This window comes from Arthrobacter tecti (assembly GCF_054511355.1).
The window spans coordinates 154,356-179,129 of record NZ_JBTNCT010000004.1 but is presented as its reverse complement, the minus strand read 5'-3'; the positions used below and the strand labels follow the sequence as shown (position 1 = coordinate 179,129).

Annotated in this window: 23 protein-coding genes; 18 read left to right on the top strand and 5 right to left on the bottom strand. The window is 65.1% G+C overall.

The annotated features are described in order from the left end of the window. Positions 1–10: 10 nt before the first annotated feature. Both ACX80C_RS07280 and ACX80C_RS07275 read right to left on the bottom strand, forming a co-directional pair. Complete coding sequence (locus ACX80C_RS07280) at positions 11–1,702, bottom strand: HNH endonuclease signature motif containing protein (protein WP_459325715.1); 1,692 nt, start codon at positions 1,700–1,702, stop codon at positions 11–13. Between the two features lie 94 nt (positions 1,703–1,796). After that, the gene (locus ACX80C_RS07275; RefSeq protein ID WP_459325714.1) at positions 1,797–3,440 is read right to left on the bottom strand and encodes a LuxR C-terminal-related transcriptional regulator; all 1,644 of its coding nucleotides are present in this window, start codon (positions 3,438–3,440) and stop codon (positions 1,797–1,799) included. A 61-nt stretch (positions 3,441–3,501) separates the two neighbouring features. On the opposite strand from ACX80C_RS07275, the gene ACX80C_RS07270 reads away from it, so the two are divergent. From ACX80C_RS07270 to ACX80C_RS07230, 9 genes are all read left to right on the top strand, one after another. Beyond that, positions 3,502–4,473 (top strand): ABC transporter ATP-binding protein, encoded by a 972-nt coding sequence (locus ACX80C_RS07270; protein ID WP_459325712.1) that lies wholly within the window; start codon positions 3,502–3,504, stop codon positions 4,471–4,473. Then, complete coding sequence (locus ACX80C_RS07265; protein ID WP_459325710.1) at positions 4,470–5,252, top strand: ABC transporter permease; 783 nt, start codon at positions 4,470–4,472, stop codon at positions 5,250–5,252. Before ACX80C_RS07270 ends, ACX80C_RS07265 begins: the two co-directional genes overlap by 4 nt. Further along, a complete protein-coding gene (locus tag ACX80C_RS07260; protein WP_459325709.1) occupies positions 5,245–6,048 on the top strand; it encodes an ABC transporter permease in 804 nt (267 codons plus the stop codon). The genes ACX80C_RS07265 and ACX80C_RS07260 overlap by 8 nt, the downstream gene beginning before the upstream one ends. A gap of 68 nt (positions 6,049–6,116) precedes the next feature. Then, on the top strand, positions 6,117–6,602 hold the full coding sequence (locus ACX80C_RS07255) for a GNAT family N-acetyltransferase (RefSeq protein ID WP_459325889.1): 486 nt from the start codon (positions 6,117–6,119) through the stop codon (positions 6,600–6,602). A gap of 93 nt (positions 6,603–6,695) precedes the next feature. Then, complete coding sequence (gene gatC / locus ACX80C_RS07250) at positions 6,696–6,992, top strand: Asp-tRNA(Asn)/Glu-tRNA(Gln) amidotransferase subunit GatC (RefSeq protein ID WP_167991953.1); 297 nt, start codon at positions 6,696–6,698, stop codon at positions 6,990–6,992. A 3-nt stretch (positions 6,993–6,995) separates the two neighbouring features. Beyond that, positions 6,996–8,495, top strand: coding sequence for an Asp-tRNA(Asn)/Glu-tRNA(Gln) amidotransferase subunit GatA (gene gatA, locus ACX80C_RS07245; protein WP_459325708.1), 1,500 nt, complete (start codon positions 6,996–6,998; stop codon positions 8,493–8,495). Then, a complete protein-coding gene (gatB, locus tag ACX80C_RS07240) occupies positions 8,496–10,010 on the top strand; it encodes an Asp-tRNA(Asn)/Glu-tRNA(Gln) amidotransferase subunit GatB (protein ID WP_459325707.1) in 1,515 nt (504 codons plus the stop codon). Positions 10,011–10,033: 23 nt separating this feature from the next. Continuing rightward, positions 10,034–10,936 carry an aminoglycoside phosphotransferase family protein gene (locus ACX80C_RS07235; RefSeq protein WP_459325706.1) on the top strand — a complete coding sequence of 301 codons (903 nt, stop codon included), beginning with the start codon at positions 10,034–10,036 and terminating at the stop codon, positions 10,934–10,936. Next, positions 10,933–11,673 (top strand): hypothetical protein, encoded by a 741-nt coding sequence (locus tag ACX80C_RS07230; protein WP_459325704.1) that lies wholly within the window; start codon positions 10,933–10,935, stop codon positions 11,671–11,673. The genes ACX80C_RS07235 and ACX80C_RS07230 overlap by 4 nt, the downstream gene beginning before the upstream one ends. Positions 11,674–11,682: 9 nt before the next feature. Here ACX80C_RS07230 and ACX80C_RS07225 read toward each other — a convergent pair whose 3' ends face one another. Continuing rightward, positions 11,683–12,501 (bottom strand): acyltransferase domain-containing protein, encoded by an 819-nt coding sequence (locus tag ACX80C_RS07225; protein ID WP_459325703.1) that lies wholly within the window; start codon positions 12,499–12,501, stop codon positions 11,683–11,685. 152 nt (positions 12,502–12,653) lie between these two features. On the opposite strand from ACX80C_RS07225, the gene ACX80C_RS07220 reads away from it, so the two are divergent. The 4 genes from ACX80C_RS07220 to ACX80C_RS07205 all read left to right on the top strand — a co-directional run bounded on the left by ACX80C_RS07220 (position 12,654) and on the right by ACX80C_RS07205 (position 16,171). Next, a complete protein-coding gene (locus ACX80C_RS07220; RefSeq protein WP_459325701.1) occupies positions 12,654–13,733 on the top strand; it encodes an NAD(P)/FAD-dependent oxidoreductase in 1,080 nt (359 codons plus the stop codon). Between the two features lie 40 nt (positions 13,734–13,773). Further along, on the top strand, positions 13,774–14,256 hold the full coding sequence (locus ACX80C_RS07215; protein ID WP_459325699.1) for a cation:proton antiporter regulatory subunit: 483 nt from the start codon (positions 13,774–13,776) through the stop codon (positions 14,254–14,256). A gap of 7 nt (positions 14,257–14,263) precedes the next feature. Beyond that, positions 14,264–15,442 (top strand): cation:proton antiporter, encoded by a 1,179-nt coding sequence (locus ACX80C_RS07210; RefSeq protein WP_459325698.1) that lies wholly within the window; start codon positions 14,264–14,266, stop codon positions 15,440–15,442. A gap of 186 nt (positions 15,443–15,628) precedes the next feature. Then, entirely contained in the window at positions 15,629–16,171 is a 543-nt protein-coding gene (locus tag ACX80C_RS07205; protein ID WP_459325696.1) for an AMIN-like domain-containing (lipo)protein, read from the top strand. 93 nt (positions 16,172–16,264) lie between these two features. Here the strand turns inward: ACX80C_RS07205 and hutH are convergent, their stop codons facing one another. Beyond that, positions 16,265–17,842, bottom strand: a complete 1,578-nt coding sequence (gene hutH, locus ACX80C_RS07200) for a histidine ammonia-lyase (RefSeq protein ID WP_459325695.1) — start codon at positions 17,840–17,842, stop codon at positions 16,265–16,267. A gap of 105 nt (positions 17,843–17,947) precedes the next feature. Between hutH and ACX80C_RS07195 the strand changes: the two genes are divergently transcribed. Beyond that, on the top strand, positions 17,948–18,661 hold the full coding sequence (locus ACX80C_RS07195; protein WP_459325694.1) for an IclR family transcriptional regulator: 714 nt from the start codon (positions 17,948–17,950) through the stop codon (positions 18,659–18,661). After that, a complete protein-coding gene (gene hutU / locus ACX80C_RS07190; protein WP_459325692.1) occupies positions 18,658–20,346 on the top strand; it encodes a urocanate hydratase in 1,689 nt (562 codons plus the stop codon). Before ACX80C_RS07195 ends, hutU begins: the two co-directional genes overlap by 4 nt. 4 nt (positions 20,347–20,350) lie before the next feature. Here hutU and ACX80C_RS07185 read toward each other — a convergent pair whose 3' ends face one another. Next, positions 20,351–20,731 carry a VOC family protein gene (locus ACX80C_RS07185; RefSeq protein WP_459325690.1) on the bottom strand — a complete coding sequence of 127 codons (381 nt, stop codon included), beginning with the start codon at positions 20,729–20,731 and terminating at the stop codon, positions 20,351–20,353. Between the two features lie 125 nt (positions 20,732–20,856). On the opposite strand from ACX80C_RS07185, the gene ACX80C_RS07180 reads away from it, so the two are divergent. From ACX80C_RS07180 to hutI, 3 genes are read left to right on the top strand one after another with little or no spacing between them, the layout of a single operon-like run. Continuing rightward, positions 20,857–22,068, top strand: a complete 1,212-nt coding sequence (locus tag ACX80C_RS07180) for an allantoate amidohydrolase (protein ID WP_459325688.1) — start codon at positions 20,857–20,859, stop codon at positions 22,066–22,068. After that, the gene (locus ACX80C_RS07175; protein ID WP_459325686.1) at positions 22,065–23,492 is read left to right on the top strand and encodes a formimidoylglutamate deiminase; all 1,428 of its coding nucleotides are present in this window, start codon (positions 22,065–22,067) and stop codon (positions 23,490–23,492) included. The genes ACX80C_RS07180 and ACX80C_RS07175 overlap by 4 nt, the downstream gene beginning before the upstream one ends. After that, positions 23,489–24,697, top strand: a complete 1,209-nt coding sequence (hutI, locus tag ACX80C_RS07170) for an imidazolonepropionase (protein WP_459325684.1) — start codon at positions 23,489–23,491, stop codon at positions 24,695–24,697. Before ACX80C_RS07175 ends, hutI begins: the two co-directional genes overlap by 4 nt. The last annotated feature ends 77 nt before the right edge of the window (positions 24,698–24,774 follow it).

Below are 24,774 nucleotides of genomic sequence, written 5' to 3'. Positions count from 1 at the left end.
CAGTCTTTGCTCAGCAGAGGGTCCAGTAACGGTTGCGTCGTGGTCTCTGTTCAGGGTCCACGTGTTTCGGTGGGATGAACCAGGGTGTGTGGTGCTTGATCTCGATGGTCCAGTCGCCTTGATGGATGAGGTGATGGTGGTGGGAGCAGAGCAGTACGCCGTTGTCGGTGGTGGTGGTTCCGCCTTCTGACCAGGGGGTGATGTGGTGGGCTTCGGTCCAGTGGCTTGGCATGTGGCAGCCGGGGAAGGCACAACCCTTGTCACGGGCGTGAAGTGCCTTGCGCTGCTTGACGGTGAAAAGCCGTTGGGTGCGGCCCAGGTCAAGGATCTCGTTGGTCCCGCCGAGCACGATGGGGATGATGTCGGCGTCACAGGCGAGTTTCCGGACCGTTCGGGCGTTGGTGGGGCCGGTGAACGCGAAGGATGCCCCGCTGCTCAGTATCGGGTCCGGCGATGAAACGGTCGAGAAGCCTGTGCTTGCGGTGGAGGAACTGCCAATGCCGGTTGACCCGGCTACATCCCGGAGGAGGGTTTTGTAGTCGATGGTGACCAGGAGTTGGGGGCGGTGCCCGCCGGTTGCCGGCAGCTTATCCGTGGCCAGCGCTACCTGGCAGGCGCCGATGAGCCCGTCGAGGAGTAGCTGGGCCCGGGTCCGGGTTTCAAAGGTTTCCTCATCCTGGGTGGCCTGTCTGCTGTCGATCGTTCCGTTTTCGTGAGGGCCATCGTCACCCTCGCCGACGGCGGCAATGGCGCCACCGCCGCCGCCGGCGCCACAGGGTTGTGTGCGGGGGTTGGTAGTGGTGTTCATGACGGTGGTGAGGTACTCGTATTGTTCGTCGGTGGCGGCGATATCCAGCAGGTGCAGTCCGCGTTTCTTGCCCCGAACGAACACGCCTTGCCGTGCAGCGAGTTCCTTGTCGGTGGGTTCTGGTCCGTCGGGGTCCAGGTGTGCTTCCCAGCGGCGGATGAGCCGGGTGAGGAAGTCCGGGTCATACTGCGTGGCGCTGGTGGTGAGTTGGGCTTCCATGGTCTCCAGCACCGCGGGTTCAGCAACGAAGCGTGCCCGGTCCAGTGCGGTGGCGATCAGGGTGGCTGACCGGCCGGAGACGTTACTGCCAGAGATGCCCCCGGCAGAGATGTTACTGGCAGAGACATTGCTGGGGGAGACGGCTGCTGCGAGGTGTTCCAGGGGCGCCGGGAGGGTGTCGCCGGTGAGGGTGGTGCGGGGTAGGAGTTTGGCGCCGAGGCGGAGTCTGCGGGTGGCTTCGCTGCGGCTGATCCGTAACCGGTCCTGCAGGTACTCCGCGGTGCACCGGTACACCGAGCGCCTATCACCGGAGGGACTGAAAGCGGTGTTCGAGTCGGGGGTGTTGAAGACGAATCCGGCGCCACCGGTGGAGGGGTTTCCTTCGGCGGGCCGGCCTCCTGCGGCGGCGTTGCTGCGGTCCACCGCAGTAGCGGCGGCGACCTGGAGGTACTCCGCGGTCCGGGACAGTTCCTCGATCCCGGCAAGATGCTCGCCCAATTCAGCTTGGCCCATCCCGATGAAGTCTTCAGCGAAGCCGGCAGCGAACGAGGCGACCAGTAGGTTCAACTCAGCAAGAGAGCGTCCGGAACCGGCACGCTGGCCACCGATCTCAGTGACAGAGCCGGTGCGCTCACCATCGACATCGGGGGTGTCGATGACCGCGGCTAAGCTCATACCTAATTATATTCGAAAACATATACGAATGGAAGGACTTGTGGACAACGCACTCTGTTAGCTCGCTCCCCCGATAGCCGAGCAGTTGCAGAACCTATCCCGTGAGCCGCCTGCGCAATTCAGCAACCGCGAGAGCTGTCCGTGACGCGTGCCCGGTCCGCGCGAGAATCTCCGAAACGTGAACTGCAACGGTTCGTTCAGCAATGCTTAGCGTCTCCGAGATGTTCCTGTTGCTCGCACCCTCGAGGATGAGCTCCAGGATTTGAGCCTGCCGTGTGCTGAGCGCGGGCGGTTGGGAAACTTCCGTGACACTGAGCTGGTGGAGTTCGTCGCGCAGTCTCCCGGGCCACCGATCAACGAGCCGTTGCCCTTCCGCCAACGCAAGAGCGGCCGCGGTATGTCTACCTTCACGCCGATACGCGCACACGAGCTGGGCCTGCAAGGTGGCCCGCCAGACGGCGTTTCGGTAGCCTATGCGGTCCCGTACGGCAACAAGCTCGCCGGAGGACGCCTCGACCCCCGAATGATCTTTCAAGACAGCCTGCGCATAAGCCTTCGTCGCCGGCCACAGATTATCTACGGCACCGCCGGGAACCACGCGTTCAAGGAAGCGCACGACGACGGCGGCGTCCGTTCCAGCGGTGAGCGCGACTTCGGCTGCTTCCCACGCACGCCCTGCTCGTTGAGCATGGCTGGTGGGGCTCATACAATTTCGGTACTCGTTCAACGCATGCTCAACACTTCCGCCGGACGCCGCCGCTGCCACCACACCACCAAGATAGGCGTAGACCCGCACCCAGACGACGTCGATCGCCGTGGATTCGGACCTGGCGCGTCGGCCCCAACTCGCCGCTTCAGCCACAAGCCCACGGGCAAAGGCAAACTGGGCCAGTTTCGCAGCAATCGCTACCCGCTCACTGCGGCTTGCCTCGGTCTCTATGTGCCCAGTTCCGATGGCCCAGCCGCGCTCCCATTCGCCCGTGCGCGCAGCAAGGTCCATTCCCTGCCGGGCGATCGAAAGTAGTGACTTCCCACCGAACAGGCGTGCACGCGCATGAGCACGGTCGTAGAGCGACCATGCAGCAGCGGCAGGGAGGTTCTCCTGCCCAAGCAACGCCACCAGCGAGTTGTTGATTGCGCGGGTGCGGGCTGCCGCTCCCAGATCCGTCGCGGGGTTCGAGAGACGATCAAGCTCCGCGATCTGACCTTCGTCGGGATTAGATCGGGTCGCTGAACAGCTTGCAAGCGTTACGGCCGCATCATCCCGTGCACGTGCTGCCAGCGCATCACCAAGACCCGAGGCACGCGATATTGCCGTCTCCGCCGAAGCGATTGACTCTTCATAACGCTCAGCCCGAAGTTCAGCCGCGGCACGGGCAGCCGTGACCAGGAGCTCCGCGACCGGGCTGGCTGCGATGTGGTGCGCGTCGGCCAACAGCGTCCATGTTTCCGACACGTGTCCCTCAAGCCATGCCAACTGGCTGAGGACGATCATCGCCCTTACCCGCGATGAAGAGTGCCCACTCCGGTCGTCCACTACCCGGGCAAGGGAATCGGCATACCGCCGCGCGTCGTCGTACTTTCCCATCGCAGCAGACGTCTCAACGGCGAGCGCGAGAGCCTGCGGACAGGTCTTCAGCAAAGGACCAACCACGTTGAGGGCAGCCTCAGGCTCACCGCCGTCGGCCAGTCTCCCAGCACGCGCGAGCAGCTCTGCTGGAGGGGCTGCACTGGACACCTGTCAAGCCTAGTCAATTTTTACTAGACGCCGGAAAACAAACCCGAAATATGGTCACTGCATGGACCCAGCAATCGAGGTGCGCTCACTGCGTCGGACGTTCGAACCCACCAGGAGACAACAAAGCAAAGGAACAGCGCCCAAAGTCGCCCTGAACGATGTCGATCTCACGGTCAACCCCGGTACCGTCCACAGCCTGCTCGGCCCGAATGGCGCGGGCAAGACAACACTGTGCAAAATCGTCTCCACGATGCTCCTCCCCACGGCGGGAAGCGCAAACGTGGCGGGGTTCGACGTCGTGAAAGAGACGCGCCAGGCCAGAGCCAGCCTGGGCGTCGTGCTCGGCGGGGAGCGGGGCCTCTATGACAGGCTTACACCAGTTGAAAACCTGATGTTCTGGGCCGCGATGTACTCGATGCCACGGCGAAAGGCCAGGGTCAGAACCGCGGAACTGCTGGAAAAGCTGGGTCTGACCGGTGTGGAAAACCAGCGCGTTGAAACCTTTAGCAGGGGCATGAAGCAGCGGCTGCATCTGGCACGGGGACTGATCGCCGACCAACCGTTACTCATTCTCGACGAACCGACCGTAGGCATGGACCCGGTCGCCGCCAATGGGTTCCGCGCCCTGATTCGCGATCTTAGGTTCAAAGGCAAGACCATCCTGCTGACCACCCACAACATGGAGGAAGCGGGCGACCTCTCGGACCGGCTGAGTTTCATCGACGGCGGTCGGATCATCGCGGAGGGCACCCCAAGCGAACTCATGCGGAGTACCGGATCCGGGTCAAGGCTTGAGCTGCCGGACCTCAGCTCCAGCCAACGCAGCGAGATCCTGGCGTCAATCGAACCGTTGGATGCCCAGGTGAGCGAGGACGGAACCGGCGGGCTGGTGTTGGTCCTCGAAGAACAGGCAGTGATGAAGGCGCTGACCATCGTCGCCGCGGCAGGAGTGTCCGTCTTTTCGGTCACGCCACCGAGCCTGGACGATCTCTACGTGAACCTTGTCGGCGATCGCGGAATGAGCTTGGGATGAGCGCAACGCACACCTCAACGGTCATGGCTGGCGCAGTTATGCAGCACAGGCGCATGCGGGGAAACGCCGACTGGTATCTCACTCTCTTCACAGCACCGATGCTGACCCTGGTTTTCCTCGCTATCACCCAGTATGCAGGGCGCTCTGACCTGAGTGGCTACGCCGTCCTCGCGCCCGGGCTGATAGCGCTGTGGGGCATGTGCCTCCATACCGCGGGCGAACTCATCACCCGGGACCGCGAAGCCGGCACGCTGGAGCTTCTGGTGGCGGCGCCGTCGTCGTTCTCCGCTTTGTTGACCGGGAGGGTAGGGGTGGTGACCTGCATGGGCCTGGTGGGATTCGTTGAGTCCTGGCTTGTGGGGTGGATCTTCACCGGTGAACCTGTGGCGATCCGGCACCCGGTCCTGTTCGCCGCAACCATGGTGTTGCTGGTGTTCGCGATGGTCGGCACTGCGCTGTCGATGGCGGCGGTATTCGTTCTCGCCCGCTCGGCCCGCTCCTTCCAGAACTCCCTCAGCTATCCCTTCTACCTCCTCGGCGGCGTGATGGTCCCGGTTGCCCTGCTCCCGGAATGGGTCCATCCCGTTTCGGCGCTCGTTTTCCTTTCCTGGGCTTCGGACCTGCTGCGCGAATCACTGACCATCGAGCTGGCGGACGATGCCGCCTTCAGCCTGATGATGCTCGGAGTCCTTGGTGTGCTCTCCTACGTGATCGGGAACGTGTTGGTGAGGGCGTCCATAAATCGGCTTCGACGGACGGGGACGATGACCTATGCCTGAACCAACCGCGACATTGAACGTGGTGCGAAGCGCTGCACACATTGCCCTCGCAGATTTCCGCACGGTTTACTCGCCGCTGACGTGGTGTGTCGGCTGGCTCGGGCGCGTCATCATGCAGGTCCTGTTCTTCGCCGTGATCGGCCTGCTCCTGAAGGAACCCGGCGCGATCCTGTACCTGTTCATCGGGCAGGCAGTCTTCCTGACCGCATCCGAGACGCTGTTCGCCATCCAGTCCACCCAGTGGGAGCGGGCCTCCGGCACGCTCGGCCTGCTGACGGTCGCGCCCGCCAGATCGTGGCCGGTCTTCGTCGGCAGGAGCCTGCAGTGGATGCCGAGCGGAGTGGGAACCGCGTCGATCGTCCTCTTCGGAATCGGCCCGCTGCTCGGGGTCGAGTGGAGCCTGCCTGCGGCTGTTGCCGCCGTCGTCGGGCTCGCCTGTGTCGCCTGCGGGACGTACGGGATGGCGCTCTTCGTTGCGGCATTCGTGCTGAGAGTGCCGCACTGGCGTAACGTCGTCGCGAATCTGGTTCAGTCCGCCCACACGCTCCTGTGCGGCGTGGTGGTACCGGTGGGGTTCTGGCCCGAAGGCGTGCAATTGGTGGCGCAGGTGTTTCCCATCACCCATGGTTTGGCGGCCATCCGCGCTGTGCAGGGCACCCAGTCGGTATCCGTCGGGACGATCGGTCAGCTCGGGCTGTGCCTCTCGATCGGACTCGGGTGGCTGGTGTTGGCGGTCTTCATGTTCGAACGCTTCGCGCAACACGGCCGCCGAACCGGCTCGATCGACTTCGACTAGCGCGTCACAATGGGTAGGCGGATTCTCCAACCATCCAAACTACAGAGGCTTACGCAATGACCCTGACCATGCGTCGCGTGACAGAGACAGATTACGACGACGTTCGCCGGATTACGCGTGATGCGTACGTCGGCGCGGGCTACTTCGAAGATCCAAACCACCCGTACGTCCAGGTGCTCACCGATGTTGAACACCGGGCAGCGCACGCCGAGGTGTGGGTCGCGGAACTGGGCAGCGCCGTCGTCGGCTCCGTTGCGATCACCTTCGAAGGCCAGCGTTACACCGACATCGCGATTGCCGGGGAACTCGAATTCCGCATGCTCGCCGTGGACCCAACGGTGCAGCGCGGTGGAATCGGCCGCCGCATGGTCGAGTGGATCATCGGGTATGCGCGCACGCTGGAAGGGATAGACGCGGTCAGTCTCACCAGTGGCTCCAATATGGTGCGCGCCCACGGCCTCTACGAATCGCTCGGATTCGAGAGGGTGCCAAGCCGCGACTGGTGGGTTCCGGATGAGAACATCCACCTCTGGGTGTTCCGCCTGGCGCTTTAGGAATGCTGGTACCGGGATACGCACAGGACGCTCCCCTCGCGCCCGTAGACTAGAACCCGAAACCTGAGTACATCGAAAAGATCCTGGAGAAATATGCCCGAGATCACCCGTGAGGACGTCGCGCACCTTGCCCGGCTGGCCCACATCGACATGAGCGCCGAGGAGCTGGACCGGATGACCGGCGAGCTTTCCGTCATTGTCGACTCCATCAAGACCGTCAGCGAAGTGGCGGGCGAGGACATCCCAGCCACAAGCCACCCCATCCCGCTCAGCAACGTGTACCGCGATGATGTCATCGGCGAAACGCTCACCAACGAGGAAGCCCTGAGCGGTGCACCGGACAACGCAGCGGGCCGGTTCAAGGTTCCCGCAATCCTGGACGAGGAGTAGGCCATGACAGATCTGACCAGGCTCAGCGCTTCCGGGCTCGCCGAGAAGCTCGCGTCCCGCGAGGTTTCGGCCGTTGAAGCAGTACAGGCGCATCTGGACCGCATCGGCGAAGTGGACCCGGCGATCAACGCCTTCCTGCACATCAACACCGATGAGGCGCTTCGCGTCGCTTCCGAGGTGGACAAAGAGCGTTCCCTAGGGGACGCTATGCATCCGCTGGCAGGCGTACCGATCGCCGTCAAGGACCTCATTGTCACCAAGGGCCAGCCCACCACTGCCGGTTCGAAAATCCTTGAGGGTTGGCACAGCCCGTACGACGCAACTGTGGTGCGGCGCCTTCGCGACGCGAAGATGCCGATCCTCGGCAAGACCAACCTCGATGAGTTCGCGATGGGCTCCTCCACCGAGCACTCGGCCTACGGTCCCACCCGGAATCCATGGGATCTTGACCGCATTCCCGGTGGCTCCGGCGGCGGATCGGCTGCTGCCGTCGCAGCCTTCGAAGCGCCGCTTGCGCTCGGCACCGATACCGGCGGCTCCATCCGCCAACCCGGTGCGGTCACCGGCACCGTCGGAGTTAAGCCGACCTACGGCGGCGTCTCCCGCTACGGCGCGATCGCGATGGCTTCCTCACTGGACCAGATCGGTCCGGTCACTCGCACGGTGCTCGACGCGGCACTGCTCCACGAGGTCATCGGCGGTCACGACCCCCATGACTCGACGTCGCTCACCGATCCCGTCGGCGCGCTCGTTGACGCCGCCCGCAACGGCGACGTCAGGGGGATGCGCATCGGCGTGATCAAGGAACTGCAGGGCGAGGGCTACCAGGACGGCGTCCAGGCGCGCTTCAACGAGGCGCTGGACCTTCTGCGCCAGGCCGGTGCCGACGTCGTCGAGGTTTCCTGCCCCAACTTCAGGTACGCCCTCGGCGCGTATTACCTGATCATGCCCTCGGAAGCCTCGTCCAATCTCGCGAAGTACGACGGCGTACGCTTCGGCATGCGTGTTGTGCCCGAGGGCGCTCCCACCATTGAGCGCGTCATGGGCGCCACCCGCGCCGCCGGCTTCGGGGACGAGGTGAAGCGCCGCATCATCCTTGGCACCTACGCGCTGAGCGCCGGCTATTACGACGCCTACTACGGCTCGGCGCAGAAAGTCCGCACACTGATCCAGCGTGACTTCGACGCCGCATTCAGGCAGGCCGACGTCCTGATTTCGCCAACCGCGCCCACCACGGCGTTCAAACTGGGCGAGAAGCTGGACGATCCGCTCGCCATGTACCTGAACGACGTCGCCACCATCCCCGCGAACATGGCCGGTGTCCCCGGCATCTCGGTACCCGGAGGCCTTGCCGACGGGCTGCCGGTCGGCGTCCAGTTCCTGGCCCCCGCGCGCCAGGACGCACGCCTCTACCGGGCAGGCGCAGCACTGGAAACGCTGCTTGAGAACACCTGGGGCGGACCCCTCCTGGCACAGGCACCCGAGATCGCTGGAGTGAAGTAGATGAGCACTGCAACCGCCGAAATCCTTTCCTTCGAAGAGGCCCTGCAGAAGTATGATCCGGTACTCGGGTTCGAGGTTCACGTTGAACTGAACACCCGGACCAAGATGTTCTCCTCCGCGCCGAACGCGTTCGGGGATACACCGAACACCAACGTCACTCCCGTGGATCTGGGGCTGCCCGGCGTGCTCCCGGTCATCAACCGGGTGGCTGTCGAGTCCTCCATCAAGATCGGGCTAGCACTGAACTGCAAGATTGCGGAAAGGTGCCACTTCGCCCGGAAGAACTACTTCTACCCGGACACCCCGAAGAATTTCCAGACTTCCCAGTATGACGAACCGATCGCCTATGACGGCTCCATCGACATCGAGCTTGCTGACGGGACTGTCTTCACGATCGAGATCGAACGCGCGCATATGGAGGAAGACGCCGGCAAGCTCACCCACATGGGCGGGTCCACCGGCCGCATCCAGGGCGCCGAGTTCTCACTCGTGGACTACAACCGAGCAGGTGTACCGCTCGTGGAAATCGTCACCAAGCCGATCGTCGGGGCGGGGGAGCGCGCACCGGAACTGGCCAAGGCGTACGTTGCAGCCATCCGCGAGATCGTCAAGAACCTCGGTGTCTCCGATGCACGCATGGAGCGAGGCAACGTCCGCTGCGACGCCAACGTCTCCCTCAAACCCAAGGGCCAGGAGAAATTCGGTACCCGCACCGAGACCAAGAATGTGAACTCGCTCCGGGCCGTCGAGCACGCTGTCCGCTACGAGATCCAGCGGCACGCCGCCGTCCTCGACTCCGGCGTTGCGATCACCCAGGAAACCCGGCACTGGCACGAGGACACACGGTCGACGACGGCGGGCCGTCCCAAGTCCGACGCCGACGACTACCGTTACTTCCCTGAGCCGGACCTTGTTCCGGTGGTTACGGACGATGCGTGGATCGAGAAGCTTCGCAGCGAGCTGCCCGAACCACCGGCAGCCCGCCGTAAGCGTCTCCAGGCGGACTGGGGCTACTCGGACGCCGAGTTCCGCGATGTCGTCAATGCCGGCGTCATGGACTCCATCGAGGAAACTGTTGCCGCCGGGGTCAAACCGGCAACAGCGCGGAAGTGGTGGATGGGCGAGATCTCCCGCCGTGCCAAGGTTGCCGACGTCGAACCCGCCGAACTGGGCGTCACACCGGCCATGATCGTTGAGTTGCAGGGGCTGATCGACGCCGGCAAGATCAACGACAAGCTCTCCCGCGAGGTGCTCGACGGCGTCCTTGCCGGCGAGGGTACGCCCACGGAAGTGGTCTCCCAGCGGGGCCTTGAGGTGGTGTCCGACGACGGCGCTCTCCTCGAGGCGATCGACGGCGCGCTCGCCGCACAGCCCGACGTCGCGGACAAGATCCGGGGCGGAAAGCTGCAGGCGGTCGGCGCGATCGTGGGCGGCGTGATGAAGGCTACCCGTGGCCAGGCCGACGCCGGCAAGGTCCGCCAGCTGATCCTGGAACGCCTAGGGGTCGAGGGCTAGCTCCTTCCAGGGACGAGGAAGCCATGGCGAACATGCCGGCCGCGGAGATCGACATCACCGCCGAACTGGTGCAGGGACTTCTCGACGAACAGCACCCGGACCTCTCCGGGCTGCCGCTCACGCTGGTCGCCAATGGCTGGGACAACGCGATCTTCCGGCTTGGCAAGGAGTTCGCCGTCCGCCTGCCCCGACGCGAGGCGGCGGCGAACCTCATCGTCAATGAGCAGGGTTGGCTGCGCATACTCACTCAAGGTGTGAAGGCACTGACGCCGGTCCCGCAGCGGACCGGCGCGCCGGCGTCGTACTTTCCCTGGTACTGGACGATCACCCGCTGGATCGAAGGGCCGTTGGCGGCCGATCTCCCTGCCGCCGACCGGACGGGGGCAGCGGAACAGTTGGCGGACTTCGTCCTCGCGTTTCAGCAGCCGGCACCCGCAGACGCTCCGCGGAACCCGGTACGGGGAGTTCCGCTTTCCACACGCAGCAGGGCGGTGGAGGAGAGGATCAGCGGTGCAGGACTGGCCGCAGAATTTTCCGCGCTCTGGGTCGAACTGCGCGACCAGCCGCCGTGGGAGGGCGAACCGCTGTGGCTCCACGGAGATTTCCATGCCGCGAACATCGTGCTGGACTCCCACTGCCGGCTACTAGGCATCCTGGATTTCGGTGATCTGACCAGCGGAGACCCGGCCACGGATCTCGCTGCGGCCTGGATGGTTTTTGAAAGAAACGGACGCCGCGCCTTCATCAACCGAATCAACAGCGAACGTCGCACCGATGCCGCCACGTGGCAGCGGGCACGCGGATGGGCGCTCTGCATGGGATCAGCAATGGCCGCGACGTCCGATGACAACCCTGACTTCGAGGGGATGGGCCGGAACATCCTGCACGAGGTACTCACCGACGCAGGAGATGAAGGGAAAGCATGAACTGGACACACGTATCGCGCGTGCAGACCGAGGGCGACAATCACGTGCAGGAGGACGCCTGCGGCTACCGGGGCAATGCCGCCTGGATGGTTGACGGCGCCACCTCCCTGCTGGACGAACTGGATCTTCCCGGCGCCTCCAACCCGTCCTGGTATGCGCGCGTTCTGGATCTTGCGATTGCCGAATGCGTGGGACCGGCTGATCCGCGCGCGGTTCTGGCAGCCGCGCTTGGCAGAGTGGACGAGCTTGGACACCAGCTGGTGGGCGCCGAGTCCCAGCGCTTTCCCAGCGCGGCGGTGTCGTTGGTAACGGCCGACGACGACGGCGGCCTGCACGTTCTCAGCCTCGCGGACTGCCACGTGGTCGCGGCCCTCAACAACGGCGAAGTACGCCACGTCGGGGAGGGAATCAGTGAGCCCTCTGCGTCTGGAGAACAGTTGCGCCAGGCACGGCTGGACCGCAATACGCCCGGCGGCGTCTGGGTCGCGCGAAGGGAGCCGGCTGCCGCTGAACAAGCGCGGCTGAACACACTAGGGCCGGCCCACACGGTTGCGCTTGCCTCGGATGGGGCGTGGCGCGCCGTCGATCTCGGTCTGGTCAGCGGACCGGAGGAGTTCCTCGAAGCCGTGCGGACACCCATCGGCGCCCAGGAACTGCTGCTGACACTGCGAAGCGTCCAGGAGGAGATCGGTGAATCGGCTGACGACGCCTCCGTGCTCTGCGTCGCACTCGCGTAGAGCTGGGAATCAGAGCCGGAAATACCCGGCCGTTCCCAGCACCGGAGTTCCGGCGGCATACCGGTCCAGCACCGCGCGCTGCACCGAGGATGCCCGGGGAAGCGACGCGAGAGAATTGGTGTCGCGGGTGCGGAAGACGAAGTACAGCGCATCGGTCGGCTCAGCACCCTGACGCCCAAGATGCGTGAACCGGTCAGCGAACCGCGCCACGTTGGAGGTATCCGGCAGTTCGGACCGGAGGCCGGGATCGAGCATCCAGGAATCGCAGGTGGCGAAGGTAGGCAAAACCTCGGGGAAGTGCACGGGGAAGAACGCGCGCGCACGTTCAATCGATGCATCCACTGCATCGGGATCGAGCGGCTCTGAAGTCTCCGGGATATGGATGCCCAGTGCGTAGGTGCCCTCCCCATCGGGCAGTGCAGGATCCGGCCTGTAGAGCATGAACTGCAACCGGCCCAGCTGGAACATGGTGCCCTGTGCATGAGCCACCAGCCAGCGCCACGTTTCGAGGCCGAACGCACCGTGCACCCGCCGGTGCAGCGCGAAGTGCCGTCCCCAGTCGGGAAGGGAATCGGCAATCACGTCCTCCGGGACGCCACGCGCCCGGTACCAGTCCAACAGTTCGGGAACGAAGCGCAGCAGGCCCGCTGTCCACACCGATTCCGGGTATTCGGGAAGCTGCGGTTTCTCAGTCAGTACGCCAAGGCGTGCGCGTAGCGAATTAAGCGCTCCCTGCACCTCGGAGTCAATGGGCGCTTCCAGCATTTCCCGGCACGCGTCCCGTGCAGCGGACGGCAGCCGTAATAGGTCAAGATGGTCCTGAGTCATGCCCTGCCTTCCCGTTCCGCGTGCGGTTCCACTCATGAGCCGCTGACGAGGACGTCAGGGTCTGTTAGAACAGTACCTAACGCTTCGGCGATCGGCGCGGCCGAAAGCGCCGCGAACCAGGCGGGTTGTACAACGATGGAGGTGGGTGCGCTGTGGCTTTGACAGCAGATGTCCTGATTGTCGGCGGAGGCATTGCCGGACTATCCCTTGCCTCGGCGCTTTCCTCGGAGTACCCGGAACTCGAGGTCATCCTGGTTGAGGCGGAACAGACGCTGGCCTACCACACCTCCTCAAGGTCCGCCCGGCAGCTCATTCCGAGTTATGGCCCGCCGGAGGTTCGGCAGCTCACCGAACGAACCCTGGATTTGATCCGGGAGTTCCAGCAGGAACTGCCCGAACCTATCCTGGTTCCGCGCAGCTTCATGCTCGTCGGATCGGAAGCGGACGTCACAGCGCGGGCAAGCGGGGCAATGCAGCGCATCTCCATCCGCGAGGCGGAGAGTCTCTGTCCGCAAATTGCCGCAGCGGGGTTCGAGGCAGCCGGGCTCGACACCACGGCGTTCGGTTCCAACACCGAAGCGCTGCTGCAGTACCACCGCACTCGTGCTGAAGCCGGGAGCTGCCGGATACTCACGGGAGCGCCCGTTCACTCCGTCCAGCGGCTGCGCAGCGGGTGGGAAGCCGGTGCCGGAGCGCACGGCGTGCATGCCGCCGTCGTCGTTAATGCTGCGGGCGCCTGGGCTGATGAACTGGCCGTGCTGTCCGGTGTTGCCACCCAGGGTCTGCGCCCCTACCGACGGAGCGCCGCCGTCGTGAAGGCGGCCAATCCGCCAGCACCCGGTGCGCCGATGGTTGCCGCGGCCGATGACACCTTCTACTTCCGGCGGGACGACGCCGGCGCGCTGGTTTCGCCGTCGGAATCCGTTCCCAGCGTGCCCGAGGACGCACAACCGCGGTCGGAGGACATTGCGGAGCTGATTGACCGGCTCAACCGGTTGACCACCCTGGGCATCGGGGACGTTGTCCGATCGTGGACCGGACTGCGGACACAGGCTGCCCACGGCTTGCCGGTTGTGGGTTTCGACCCCGAAGCAAGCGGCTTCTTCTGGCTCGCCGGCCAGGGCGGCTACGGATTCCAGACCTCATCCGGGATCGCGGAGCTCGCATCCCGACTCATTGCCGGGAGGGAATCCGACCAAAAAATCACCGGCGCGCTCGCACCCCAGAAGTGAACATGAACGCCCTTAGCACAAGCAGGTCTAGAGTAAAACCATGAGGGTTGAACAGACACCACTTCCGGGAATCGGTGTGCGCAAGGACATTGTGACCGCGTCCGGCCGGCGCATCGGGACAGTCACCCAGCGGGACGGCGAGACGGAGCTCATTGTCTCGCGCGCCGATGATCCGGATGCCTGCCTGGCATCCATCCCGCTCACCGCGGATGAAGCATCCACCCTGGGCAACCTGCTCGGCGCGCACCAGGTGGTGGCACAGCTGACCGAAGAACACCGGGATCTTCCCGGCGTCAACACGCGCCAGTTCCTGATCGACGTCGATTCGCCCTATGACGGACGCAAGCTCGGTGACACTAAAATGCGGACCCGGACCAGCGTGTCCCTGGTGGCAGTCCTCCGCAAGGGGCAGGTGCAGGCTTCACCCACCCCGGACTTCACTCTCGCAGCCGGCGATCTCCTCGTTGCCGTCGGCACCTCTGAGGGGCTCGACGCCGCCGCCGAGATACTTCGCGGCGGCTGAGCCGCCCATGGGGAATCACAGTGCACTGGTCCTCATTGAATTGGGGGCCGTTTTCTTCGGCCTTGGCATCCTCGGCCGGCTCGCAGGACGAATCGGCCTTTCGCCGATCCCGCTTTACCTGCTGGGTGGTCTCTTCTTCGGGCAGGGCGGATTCGTTGAGCTCGGCGGACTCGAGGAGTTCAGCGCGATTGCCAGCGAAATCGGCGTAATACTGCTCCTGTTGCTCCTGGGCCTCGAATACACGGCAGGTGAACTGGTTACCGGGCTCCGGCAGTCCTGGATGGCCGGCATCCTGGATATCCTCCTGAACTTCCTTCCCGGCGTCGTCATCGCCCTGATACTCGGCTGGGGGGTCGTGGGTGCCCTGGTACTGGGCGGCGTCACGTACATCTCCTCCTCAGGCATCATTGCCAAAGTGCTCACCGACCTGGGGCGGCTCGGCAACAGGGAAACCCCGGTGGTGCTGTCCCTGCTGGTATTTGAGGACCTGGCGATGGCGGTCTACCTCCCCATCCTGACCGCCGTCCTGGCCGGAGTGAGTTTCGCGGGAGGGCTTCAGGCGGTCGGAATCTCCCTGGTTGTCGTGACCATCGTGCTCGTCATCGCCCTGAAGTTCGGCAACGCGGTCTCCGCCGTCGTCGACTCCAAGGACCGGGAGGTTTTCCTCCTTACCCTCCTTGGTGCTGCGCTGCTCGTTGCCGGCGTTGCTTCAGCGATGCAGGTCTCGGCTGCCGTTGGGGCGTTCCTCCTGGGCATCGCGATTTCGGGGGCAACCGCCACCAACGCGACCCGGCTTCTGGAACCCCTCCGGGACCTTTTCGCTGCCGTCTTCTTCGTGGTGTTCGGACTCAACACGGATCCGAGCACCATCCCGCCGGTGCTCGGGTATGCGCTGCTGCTTGCGCTCATCACCTCGGTCACCAAGGTGGCAACGGGCTGGTGGGCTGCCAAACGGCAGGGCATCGGCAAGCTTGGGCGGGCGCGCGCCGGTGCTGCGCTGATTGCCCGTGGCGAGTTCTCCATTGTTATCGCTGGTCTGGCCGTAGCCTCCGGTGCGGTGACCGATGAGCTTGCCGCCCTAGCAACTGCCTACGTCCTGCTGATGGCTGTCCTCGGACCGATCGCCGCGCGTCTTGCTGAACCGGTCATGGGTTTTCTCACCCGCAAAACACCGCAGACCGTCTGAGTCGTCAGAAGCACACGGTGACATTGCGGATTCGCGTTGGTTGCGTTTTGAGCCGGGTTGGCCGTTGAAAACCCCGCACAAGCAGCCGCAGTAACGGTTGGGCGCCATAGTCTGTACGGCCGGATCTTTCTATCCGGCGCAGCCCTACGATGATTCCACCTACTCCTCCTTGAAAGGTGGTGCATCATGCACAAAATTCGTGCGCTGCTGGCGGCCCTGCTCCTGATTGCCGGGCTTGGCCTGGTGGTGCCGAGCAGTGCCACAGCAGCTCCCTACTGTGGAATTACCTGGGGATCAACGGCCAAGAGCAGTACCGCTCAGACCAGCGCTCCCATAGTCAACGCACGCGCCGGACGCCATGCCTGCTTCGATCGGCTCGTGATCGATGTTCGAGGCAAAGGCGCCAGCTACACCGTCAGGTACGTAAGCGCCGTCGTCGGCGTTTCCGGTATGGCTACTCCGCTTCGCGGTGCCGCCGACCTGCAGGTGAGAGTCAACGCCCCCGCGTATGATTCCCGCGGCAACGCAACCTATCGCCCGGCCGTCCGGAGTGAAGCAGTCAATGTGGCTGGCTTCACCACGTTCCGCCAGGTGGCTTTCGTCGACAGTTTCGAGGCCCGCACCACCTTCGGTCTTGGTGTGCGCGCCCGCCTTCCTTTCCGTGTCTTCACCCTCGATGGCCCGGGAACCTCATCACGCCTCGTCATCGACGTGGCGCATCGCTGGTAAACCACACTTAGTCGCGCGTGAGTGTGTAGATAATGGCTGAATGTTCTCGGGAAACGCCATTATCTACGCACTCAGCGTTGGGATCAGGCCGGGTTAGACGAGCGGATCATCAAGAACGCCGTCGACGGCTTCAAGCACCGAACCTGCTACCACCAGCTTTCGAACGGCTTCTATCTCGGGGGCCAGGTACCGGTCAGTGCTGGGCCCCTGAACAACCTCCCGGATGGTGGTCCGCGCAGCGTGGATCGCAGCGGAACTCAACGAATCCCCTCCGCCGCCGTCGCGCTCATCGAGTCCACGGGCAGCGGTCAGCAACTCCACCGCCAGGACGCGTTCGAGGCCGTCCAGCGCCCGCCGTAACTTGAGGCCCGCGGACCAACCCATGGACACGTGGTCCTCCTGCATGGCTGAGGACGGAATGGAGTCCACCGACGCCGGCACCGCCAACCGCTTGAGCTCGGAGACGATCCCCGCCTGCGTGTATTGGGCGATCATGTGCCCGGAGTCCACCCCGGGATCGTGGGCCAGGAACGGGTTCAGCCCGTGGTTGCGGCTCTTGTCAAGGAAGCGGTCCGTCCTGCGTTCGCTCATGGAGGCGAGATCGGCGACGGCGATGGCCAGGAAGTCGAGGGCATAACCGATGGGCGCGCCATGGAAGTTCCCGTTTGACTCAACGCGGCCGTCAACCGTGACCACCGGGTTATCGATTGCCGAGCCGAGCTCGATGGATGCAACCGACTCCACATGCGCCAACGTGGCCCTGGCAGCACCGTGAACCTGCGGCGCGCACCGCAACGAATAGGCGTCCTGGACGCGGGTGTAACGGTGTTCGCTGCGTTCGGCAGAGTCATGCCGGCCGATCAGGCGCGACCCGGCAAGCACCCGCCGGATGTTCGCAGCCGTTGCCACCTGCCCCGGGTGCGGACGCAGCTCATGCAGGTCCTCGGCAAACACACTGTCGGTGCCCAGAAGTCCCTCGACACTCATGGCGGCGGCGAGATCGGCGGTCCGGAGCAACCGGTGGAGGTCCGCAGAGGCAAGGACCAGCATCCCCAGCATGCCGTCCGTACCGTTGATGAGCGCCAGGCCCTCCTTCTCGCGCAGCTCGACGGGCGCAATTCCGGCGGCAGCCAACGCATCAGCGGCAGGCAGCAGTGCGCCGTCGTCGTTCCTTACTTCGCCCTCACCCATGAGGGCCAGCGCAACATGTGACAGCGGGGCAAGATCACCCGAGCAGCCCAGCGAACCGTACTCGCCGATGACCGGCGTGATGCCGGCGTTCAACATCTGCGCGTAGGTGCGGGCCACGATGGGCCGGACGCCCGTGCGTCCGGTGGCCATGGTGGAGAGCCTGCCGAGCATGAGCCCGCGCACCACCTCGCGGTCCACTTCAGCGCCCGACGACGCCGCGTGGCTGCGGATCAGGCTCCGCTGCAGGTGAGTGCGTTTCTCCACCGGGATGTGCTTGGTGGCCAGTGCGCCGAAACCGGTGGAGACGCCGTAGTGGGGGGTGGGATCGTCGATGAGGGACTCGATCACCGAGCGGCTGGCCTCCATCGCAGCGACGGCGTCGCCGCTCAGCTCCACCTGCGCTCCGTGGCGGGCGACCGCGACAACATCGTTCGGCGTCAGCGCCCCGCGACTGATGGTGACAGTGGTTTCGACCTGCATTCCGTTCCTCTTCTCAGCTGCATACTCGGGCCGCTCTTGCCAATAGATGAAATGAGCGTTTCAATAAGTGAAATACAAATTCTTTGACAACGCAAGGATGGATTCGTGGCGGATACCTCAACCCGCACCGTCGAGCGGGCACTGCTGCTGCTCGGGACCGTGTGCGACCGCGGCTCGGTCACACTGGCTGATGCTGCGCGTGACGCAGGCCTCTCCGCGTCAACAGCGCTGCGTCTGCTGCGGACACTGGAAGGCACGGGCTTTGTTCGACGGGACGACGACGGTTACCGGCCGGGAATGCGGGTTGTGCAGTTGGGTGCACAGGCTCTTTCGAACGAGTCGCTGGTTTCGCTCGCGGAACAGGCACTGGAACGGCTGGTGGATTCGACCGGCGAATCCGCCTACCTCAACGTTCCCTCGCACGACGGCCACGGCATCTACCTCGCAGTCCGCGAAGGCACCCACTCGGTACGGCACACCAGTTGGGTTGGCCGCAGTATTCCGCTGACCGGTTCCGCCGCGGGCGCCGTGTTGAGCGGAGGGACGCCCGAGAGCGGGTTCGTCGTCGTCAGCAACGGGATTGAACCCGACGTCACAGCCATTGCCGCGCCCGTGATTTCCGGCGGACAGGTGGTGGCATCGCTCAGCGTAGTGGTGCCCAGCTACCGGATTACCGATGCCGGTGCGCAGAAGATAGGCCGTCTTGTCGCCGCCGAGGCGGCCGGTATCCTCACGCCCGGGCAAGTAAAGACCCAGCAGGTAAAGACGCAGCACGAAAAGAACAGCTCAGACGCCCCGACAACAGGAGCACAGTCATGACATTTACCCAGCACGATCCCTCGCGTTCGGTCCGCGCACCCCGCGGAACGAGCCTGACCGCCAAGTCCTGGCAGACCGAAGCGCCGCTGCGGATGCTGATGAACAACCTCGACCCCGAGGTCGCCGAACGCCCCGAGGACCTGGTGGTTTATGGGGGGACAGGCAGGGCTGCCCGCAGTTGGGAATCCTTCGACGCGATCGTGGCGGCACTGAAGGACCTCGAGGATGATGAGACCCTGCTGGTCCAGTCCGGCAAGCCGGTAGGGGTTTTCCGCACCAACCCCTGGGCCCCGCGTGTTCTGCTCGCCAACTCGAACCTGGTGGGGGATTGGGCCACCTGGCCGGAGTTCCGGCGCCTGGAAGCCGAAGGCCTGACTATGTACGGGCAGATGACCGCCGGGTCCTGGATCTACATCGGTACCCAGGGGATCCTGCAGGGCACGTACGAGACGTTCGCCGCCGTCGCGCGCGCCCTGTTCGCCTCGGAGGACGCAACCCTCGCCAGCACACTGACGCTCACCGCCGGCTGTGGCGGGATGGGCGGTGCGCAGCCGCTGGCGGTGACGCTGAACGGCGGTGCGGTGCTGATTATCGACGTCGATGAAACCCGCCTGAGGCGCCGGGCCGCCAAACGGTATCTCGACGTCGTCGCCGAAGATCTTGAGGACGGGCTGCGCCAGGTGCTCGCCGCGAAGGCCGAACGCCGGCCGCTGTCGGTCGGAGTGGTGGGCAACGCCGCAGAGATTGTTCCGGCGCTGCTTGAGCGGCAACGAAACGGTGAGTTCACCGTCGATATCGTGACCGACCAGACCTCCGCTCACGATCCGCTCAGCTACCTTCCCGAGGGAGTGGCCGTGGATGAATGGGAGCGCGAGGCGGCCAGTGATCCGGACGGCTTCACCAAGAAGGCGCAGACCTCCATGGCCCGCCACGTCGAAGCGATGGTCGGTTTCCAGGACGCAGGTGCCACCGTCTTCGATTACGGGAACTCGATCCGCGACGAAGCGAGGAAGGGCGGGTACCCGCGGGCATTCGACTTTCCCGGCTTCGTGCCCGCCTACATCCGTCCGCTCTTCTGCGAGGGTCTAGGTCCCTTCCGCTGGGTTGCGCTGTCCGGCGATCCTGCGGACATCGCCGTCACCGATGCAGCACTCAAGGAGCTGTTCCCGGAGAACAAGCACCTGCACCGCTGGCTCGACGCCGCCGGTGATCTCGTCGAATTCGAGGGGCTGCCCGCACGCATCTGCTGGCTCGGTTACGGCGACCGCGCCAAAGCCGGCCTGCTGTTCAACCGGCTCGTCGCCGAAGGCAAGGTATCCGCACCGATTGTGATCGGCAGGGATCACCTCGATTCAGGCTCCGTCGCATCGCCGTACCGGGAGACCGAGGGCATGGCCGACGGCTCTGATGCCATCGCCGACTGGCCGCTGCTGAACGCCCTGCTCAATACCTCCTCCGGCGCCACCTGGGTGTCCATCCACCACGGCGGAGGAGTGGGCATCGGCCGGTCAATCCACGCCGGGCAGGTGTCAGTGGCGGACGGGTCCGCGCTCGCCGCCGAGAAACTGGAGAGGCTCCTCACCAATGATCCCGGCACCGGCGTCATCCGCCATGTCGACGCCGGTTATGAGCGTGCGCAGGAGGTGGCGCGTGAGCGTGGTGTCCGCATTCCGATGCAGCAGTGAACCCTCAGGCGTTCTCCCACAGTCCCATGATGTTCCCCTCCGGATCGCGGAAATAGGCGGCGAACCCCATGTCACCGACAGCCATCTTCTCGCCGACGGTCGACCCTCCCAGCTCCTGAACCTTCGCGAGTGCGGCGTCGATGCTTTCGACGTCCACGGTGATGACCGGTGTGGGGGAGCTCTCCGGATCCCGCTTGTACATGCCCCCGTTGATGAACCCGGCCTCGCTCGGCATGCCCTGCTCGCCGACGGGGCCCGAGGCGAGCATCGTATAGTCCATCTCCGGCATCTCGGTGATGTTCCAGCCGAATGCGTCGCGGTAGAAGCTCCGCGCGCGGTCGCCGTCGTCGAATGGAATCTCGAAATGCACCACGCGTCCGCTCATGAGAATTGTCTCCTTCAAGGGTGGGTTAGGAATAGCCGTGTTGGTGAGTCTAGGCCCGGCAAGCGAAGCTGAACAGGGGCTTCCCAGGCAAACGCAGGAACATTCCTGGAACGGAAGGAAAACCTTTGGAAACCGTTAGTAATCTGTTCGGAGCCATAGCCGATGTCGGCCGCGACGTAGCGCGCGGCGGCTATTCCCGGCCTGTCTTCTCAACTGCTGAAATGGATCTGAGGTCCTGGTTCGAGGAACAGGCCACCCGGCGGGGGCTCGCCGTTGAAACCGACCGGAACGGCGTCCTCTGGGGCTGGTGGGATTCTGCCACAGGGATCGGCCGCCGGGGTGCGCTGGTGACCGGAAGTCACCTTGATTCCGTGCCCGGGGGAGGTGCGTTCGACGGCCCGCTCGGCGTCGCGTCCGCCCTCGCCGCCGTCGACATCCTGCGTGAGCGCGGCGTGGAACCCCAGCGATCGCTGGCTGTCGCCGTGTTCCCGGAGGAAGAGGGCTCCCGTTTCGGAGTGGCCTGCCTGGGTTCCCGCCTGCTGACCGGCGCGATTGACGCGGATGCCGCACGGAACCTGAAAGATCCTGACGGCACAACCTTTGCTGAGGCGGCACGGGCCAGAGGACTGGACCCGCAACACCTTGGCAGGGACGAAGAAGCGCTGGGCAGGATCGGTGACTTTGTGGAACTGCATGTCGAGCAGGGCCGCGGGCTGATCGACCTTGACTCTCCCGTGGCGGTTGGAACCTCGATCATCGGCCACGGGCGCTGGAAGCTCACCATCACGGGGCAGGGCAACCATGCCGGCACCACGCTGATGGACGACCGGGCGGATCCCATGATCGCCGCGGCCCAGGTCATCCTCGCCATCCGTAAGACCGCTGCGGCAACGGCCGATGCCCGTGCAACGGTCGGCCGCGTGCAACCCATCCCGGGCGGCACCAACGTCATCGCGTCCCGGGTTGAACTATGGATCGACGTCCGCCACCCTGACGACGCCACGACCGCCTCCCTCGTCGAAAGCATTCACGGTCAGGCGCAGAAGGCTGCAGCCTTCGAGGGCTGCTCGGCGCACCTTACACAGGAATCGGTCAGCGGGACTGTAACGTTTAATGCCGAACTCCAGCGCCAGCTTTCCCTGGCCATGCCCGCAGCGCCGGGCCTGCCCACAGGTGCCGGTCACGACGCCGGCATCCTCGCCGGCTACGTGCCCTCGGCCATGCTCTACGTGCGTAACCCGACCGGTATCAGCCATTCGCCCGAGGAGCACGTGGAACCCGACGACGCCGATCACGGCGCCACCGTGCTCGCCGACGTCCTTGAGCGCCTGCTGTGAGCACCCTCTGGTGCGAGCGGGCCTGGATGGGGGACGGCAATAACGCGCCGCATATTCAGCGCGGCGTTCGGGTGGAGTACGACGACGGCGGCATCGTCCGCGACGTCAGCGTCGGCACCGGGCCTCCACCGGACGCGCTGGTGTTGACGGGCGTGGTCTTCCCCGCTGCCTCCAATGCCCACTCGCACGCCTTCCACCGGGCACTCCGGGGCCGGACCCACGGCGAAAGCGGGACCTTCTGGACCTGGCGCCAGGCAATGTACCGGGCAGCACGAGCCCTGACGCCGGCCCTGTACGAGGAGCTAGCAACCGCCGTCTACACCGAAATGGTGACTGCCGGCTGGACCAGCGTGGCCGAGTTCCACTACCTGCATCACCGCCCGGACGGAACACCCTACGGCCCGAAGGGCGACAGCGGCTCCCACGAGCGTACCCACGAGATGGAGCGGGCTCTTGCGCGCGCGGCAGTGACTGCCGGCATCCGCCTCACCCTGCTCGATACGTGCTACCTCTCCTCGGGCTTCGGTGCGCCCCTGCAGCCGGAACAGGCCCGCTTCAGCGACGGCAGCGCAGCCGCGTGGCTTACCCGGTTGGACGCCTTGCGTAGCGCCTTCGCTGACGAGTTCGACGCCGCAGAGGTTTCCGTGGGAGCGGCCCTCCATTCCGTTCGCGCTGTGGACGAGGCTGCGCTCGCCGAGATCGGCGGAAAACTGCCGGCGGATCTGCCCCTGCACATTCACCTCTCGGAGCAACCGGCGGAGAACAGCGATTGCCTAGCGGCGACCGGTCTCACGCCCACTGCCCTGCTGGCGCGGCACGGTCTACTGTCGACGCGGCTTACGGTCGTCCACGCGACCCATCTCACGCCCGACGACATTCGGATGCTCGGTGACGCGCACGTCACCATGGCGATGTGCCCGACAACCGAAGCAGACCTCGCAGACGGCATTGGTCCTGCCCGCGCACTCCACGACGCCGGTGCTCAGGTGGCGCTCGGAACCGACCAGCACGCCGTCATCGACCCCTGGCTGGAGATGCGGGCACTGGAGCACGGGGAAAGGCTTACCAGCGGCCAGCGCGGGCGGTTTGCGCCGGCGGACCTGATTCGGATTGCTGCGGCGGGGGGTGCCCGCGCCCAGGGCAGGACCAGCCCCGGCCTGGCAGTCGGCCAACTGTGCGACCTCGTAGCATTGGACCCGCGCAGCACGCGTACAGCCGGATCCCAGCCCGACCAGCTCCCGGTGACAGCCACGGCACAGGACGTTACTGCCGTCGTCGTCGGGGGAGTGGTGGTGGCACGGGACGGCCGCCATATTCGGCTGGGGAATCCGGCCGACCTCTTGGCCGCGGCGATCGACAAACTGGATGTGGCCGGTGAGCCGGAAGGCGCTGCTGCGCTTAGGGACGGAAGGAAGGCGCCATGACGTCGCTGCTGATCACCAACATCGGTGAACTGATGACGCAGGACCGCGAACATCGCGTGCTTGCCGATGCCGCCGTCGTACTGGAGGGCGAACGGATCTCCTGGATCGGTGCGGCATCCGCAGCGCCTGCCGCCGATGAAGAGTACGACGCCGGCGGGCGGGCTTGCCTGCCCGGCTGGGTGGACAGCCACACGCATCTGGTGTTCGCGGGCGATCGGACGGCGGAGTTCGAAGCGAGGATGGCGGGGCAGTCCTACGCGGCCGGCGGAATCTCAGTCACAGTTGATGCAACCCGGCGGGCCACCGACAAGGAACTGGCGCGGCTCGTAACGGCGCGGGCAGCCGAGGCAGCGGCGGGTGGAACCACCTACCTTGAGACGAAATCCGGTTACGGCCTGGACGTTGGCGAGGAAGCCCGCAGCGCCCGCATCGCGGCGACGGTAGCCGACGAAGTTACGTTCCTCGGCGCGCACCTCGTGCCCGATGGGTGGGCGGCCGACGATTACGTACAGCTGGTCACCGGGCCGATGCTTTCCGCCGTCCGCCCGTACGCGCAGTGGGCCGACGTCTTCTGCGAAACAGGTGCTTTCACTCCGGATCAGAGCCGTGAAGTGTTGCGTGCGTGCCACGACGCCGGGCTCGGACTAAGGGTCCACGGAAACCAGTTGGGACCGGGCGGCGGCGTGCAGCTGGCGGTCGAGATGGAGGCCGCGAGCGTGGACCATGTCAACTACCTCGGCCGGCCTGACGTGGACGCCCTTGCCGGTTCCTGGTCCTCCTGGGACTCCGGTGCCGGTAGGCGCGGCACCGTGGCTACCTGCCTGCCGGCCTGCGACCTGTCCACACGGCAGCCGCTCGCGCCGGCCCGGGAGCTGCTGGACGCCGGCGTCGAAATCGCAATCGCGTCGAACTGCAATCCCGGGACGTCCTACACAACGTCCATGGGTTTCTGCGTAGCAACTGCCGTGCTGCAGATGGGGCTGATCGTGCACGAGGCGGTGCGGGCTGCCACTTTCGGGGGCGCGCTCGCACTTCAGCGGGAGCAGGGAAACGACGACGACGGCGCCCGCGCCGTGGGGTCGCTGGCCGTCGGACATCGCGCGGACCTGCAATTGCTCAGTGCACCGTCGGCTACGCATCTGGCCTACCGGCCAGGTATGCAGCTCACCCATGCGGTATGGCGTAAGGGCATTCGCGTAGCGTGAGGGGCGGTGCAAGACAAAGGGTCGCCCGGTCATGGACCGGACGACCCTTTGAAGCGATCCCGGGCATGCAGCCAGGG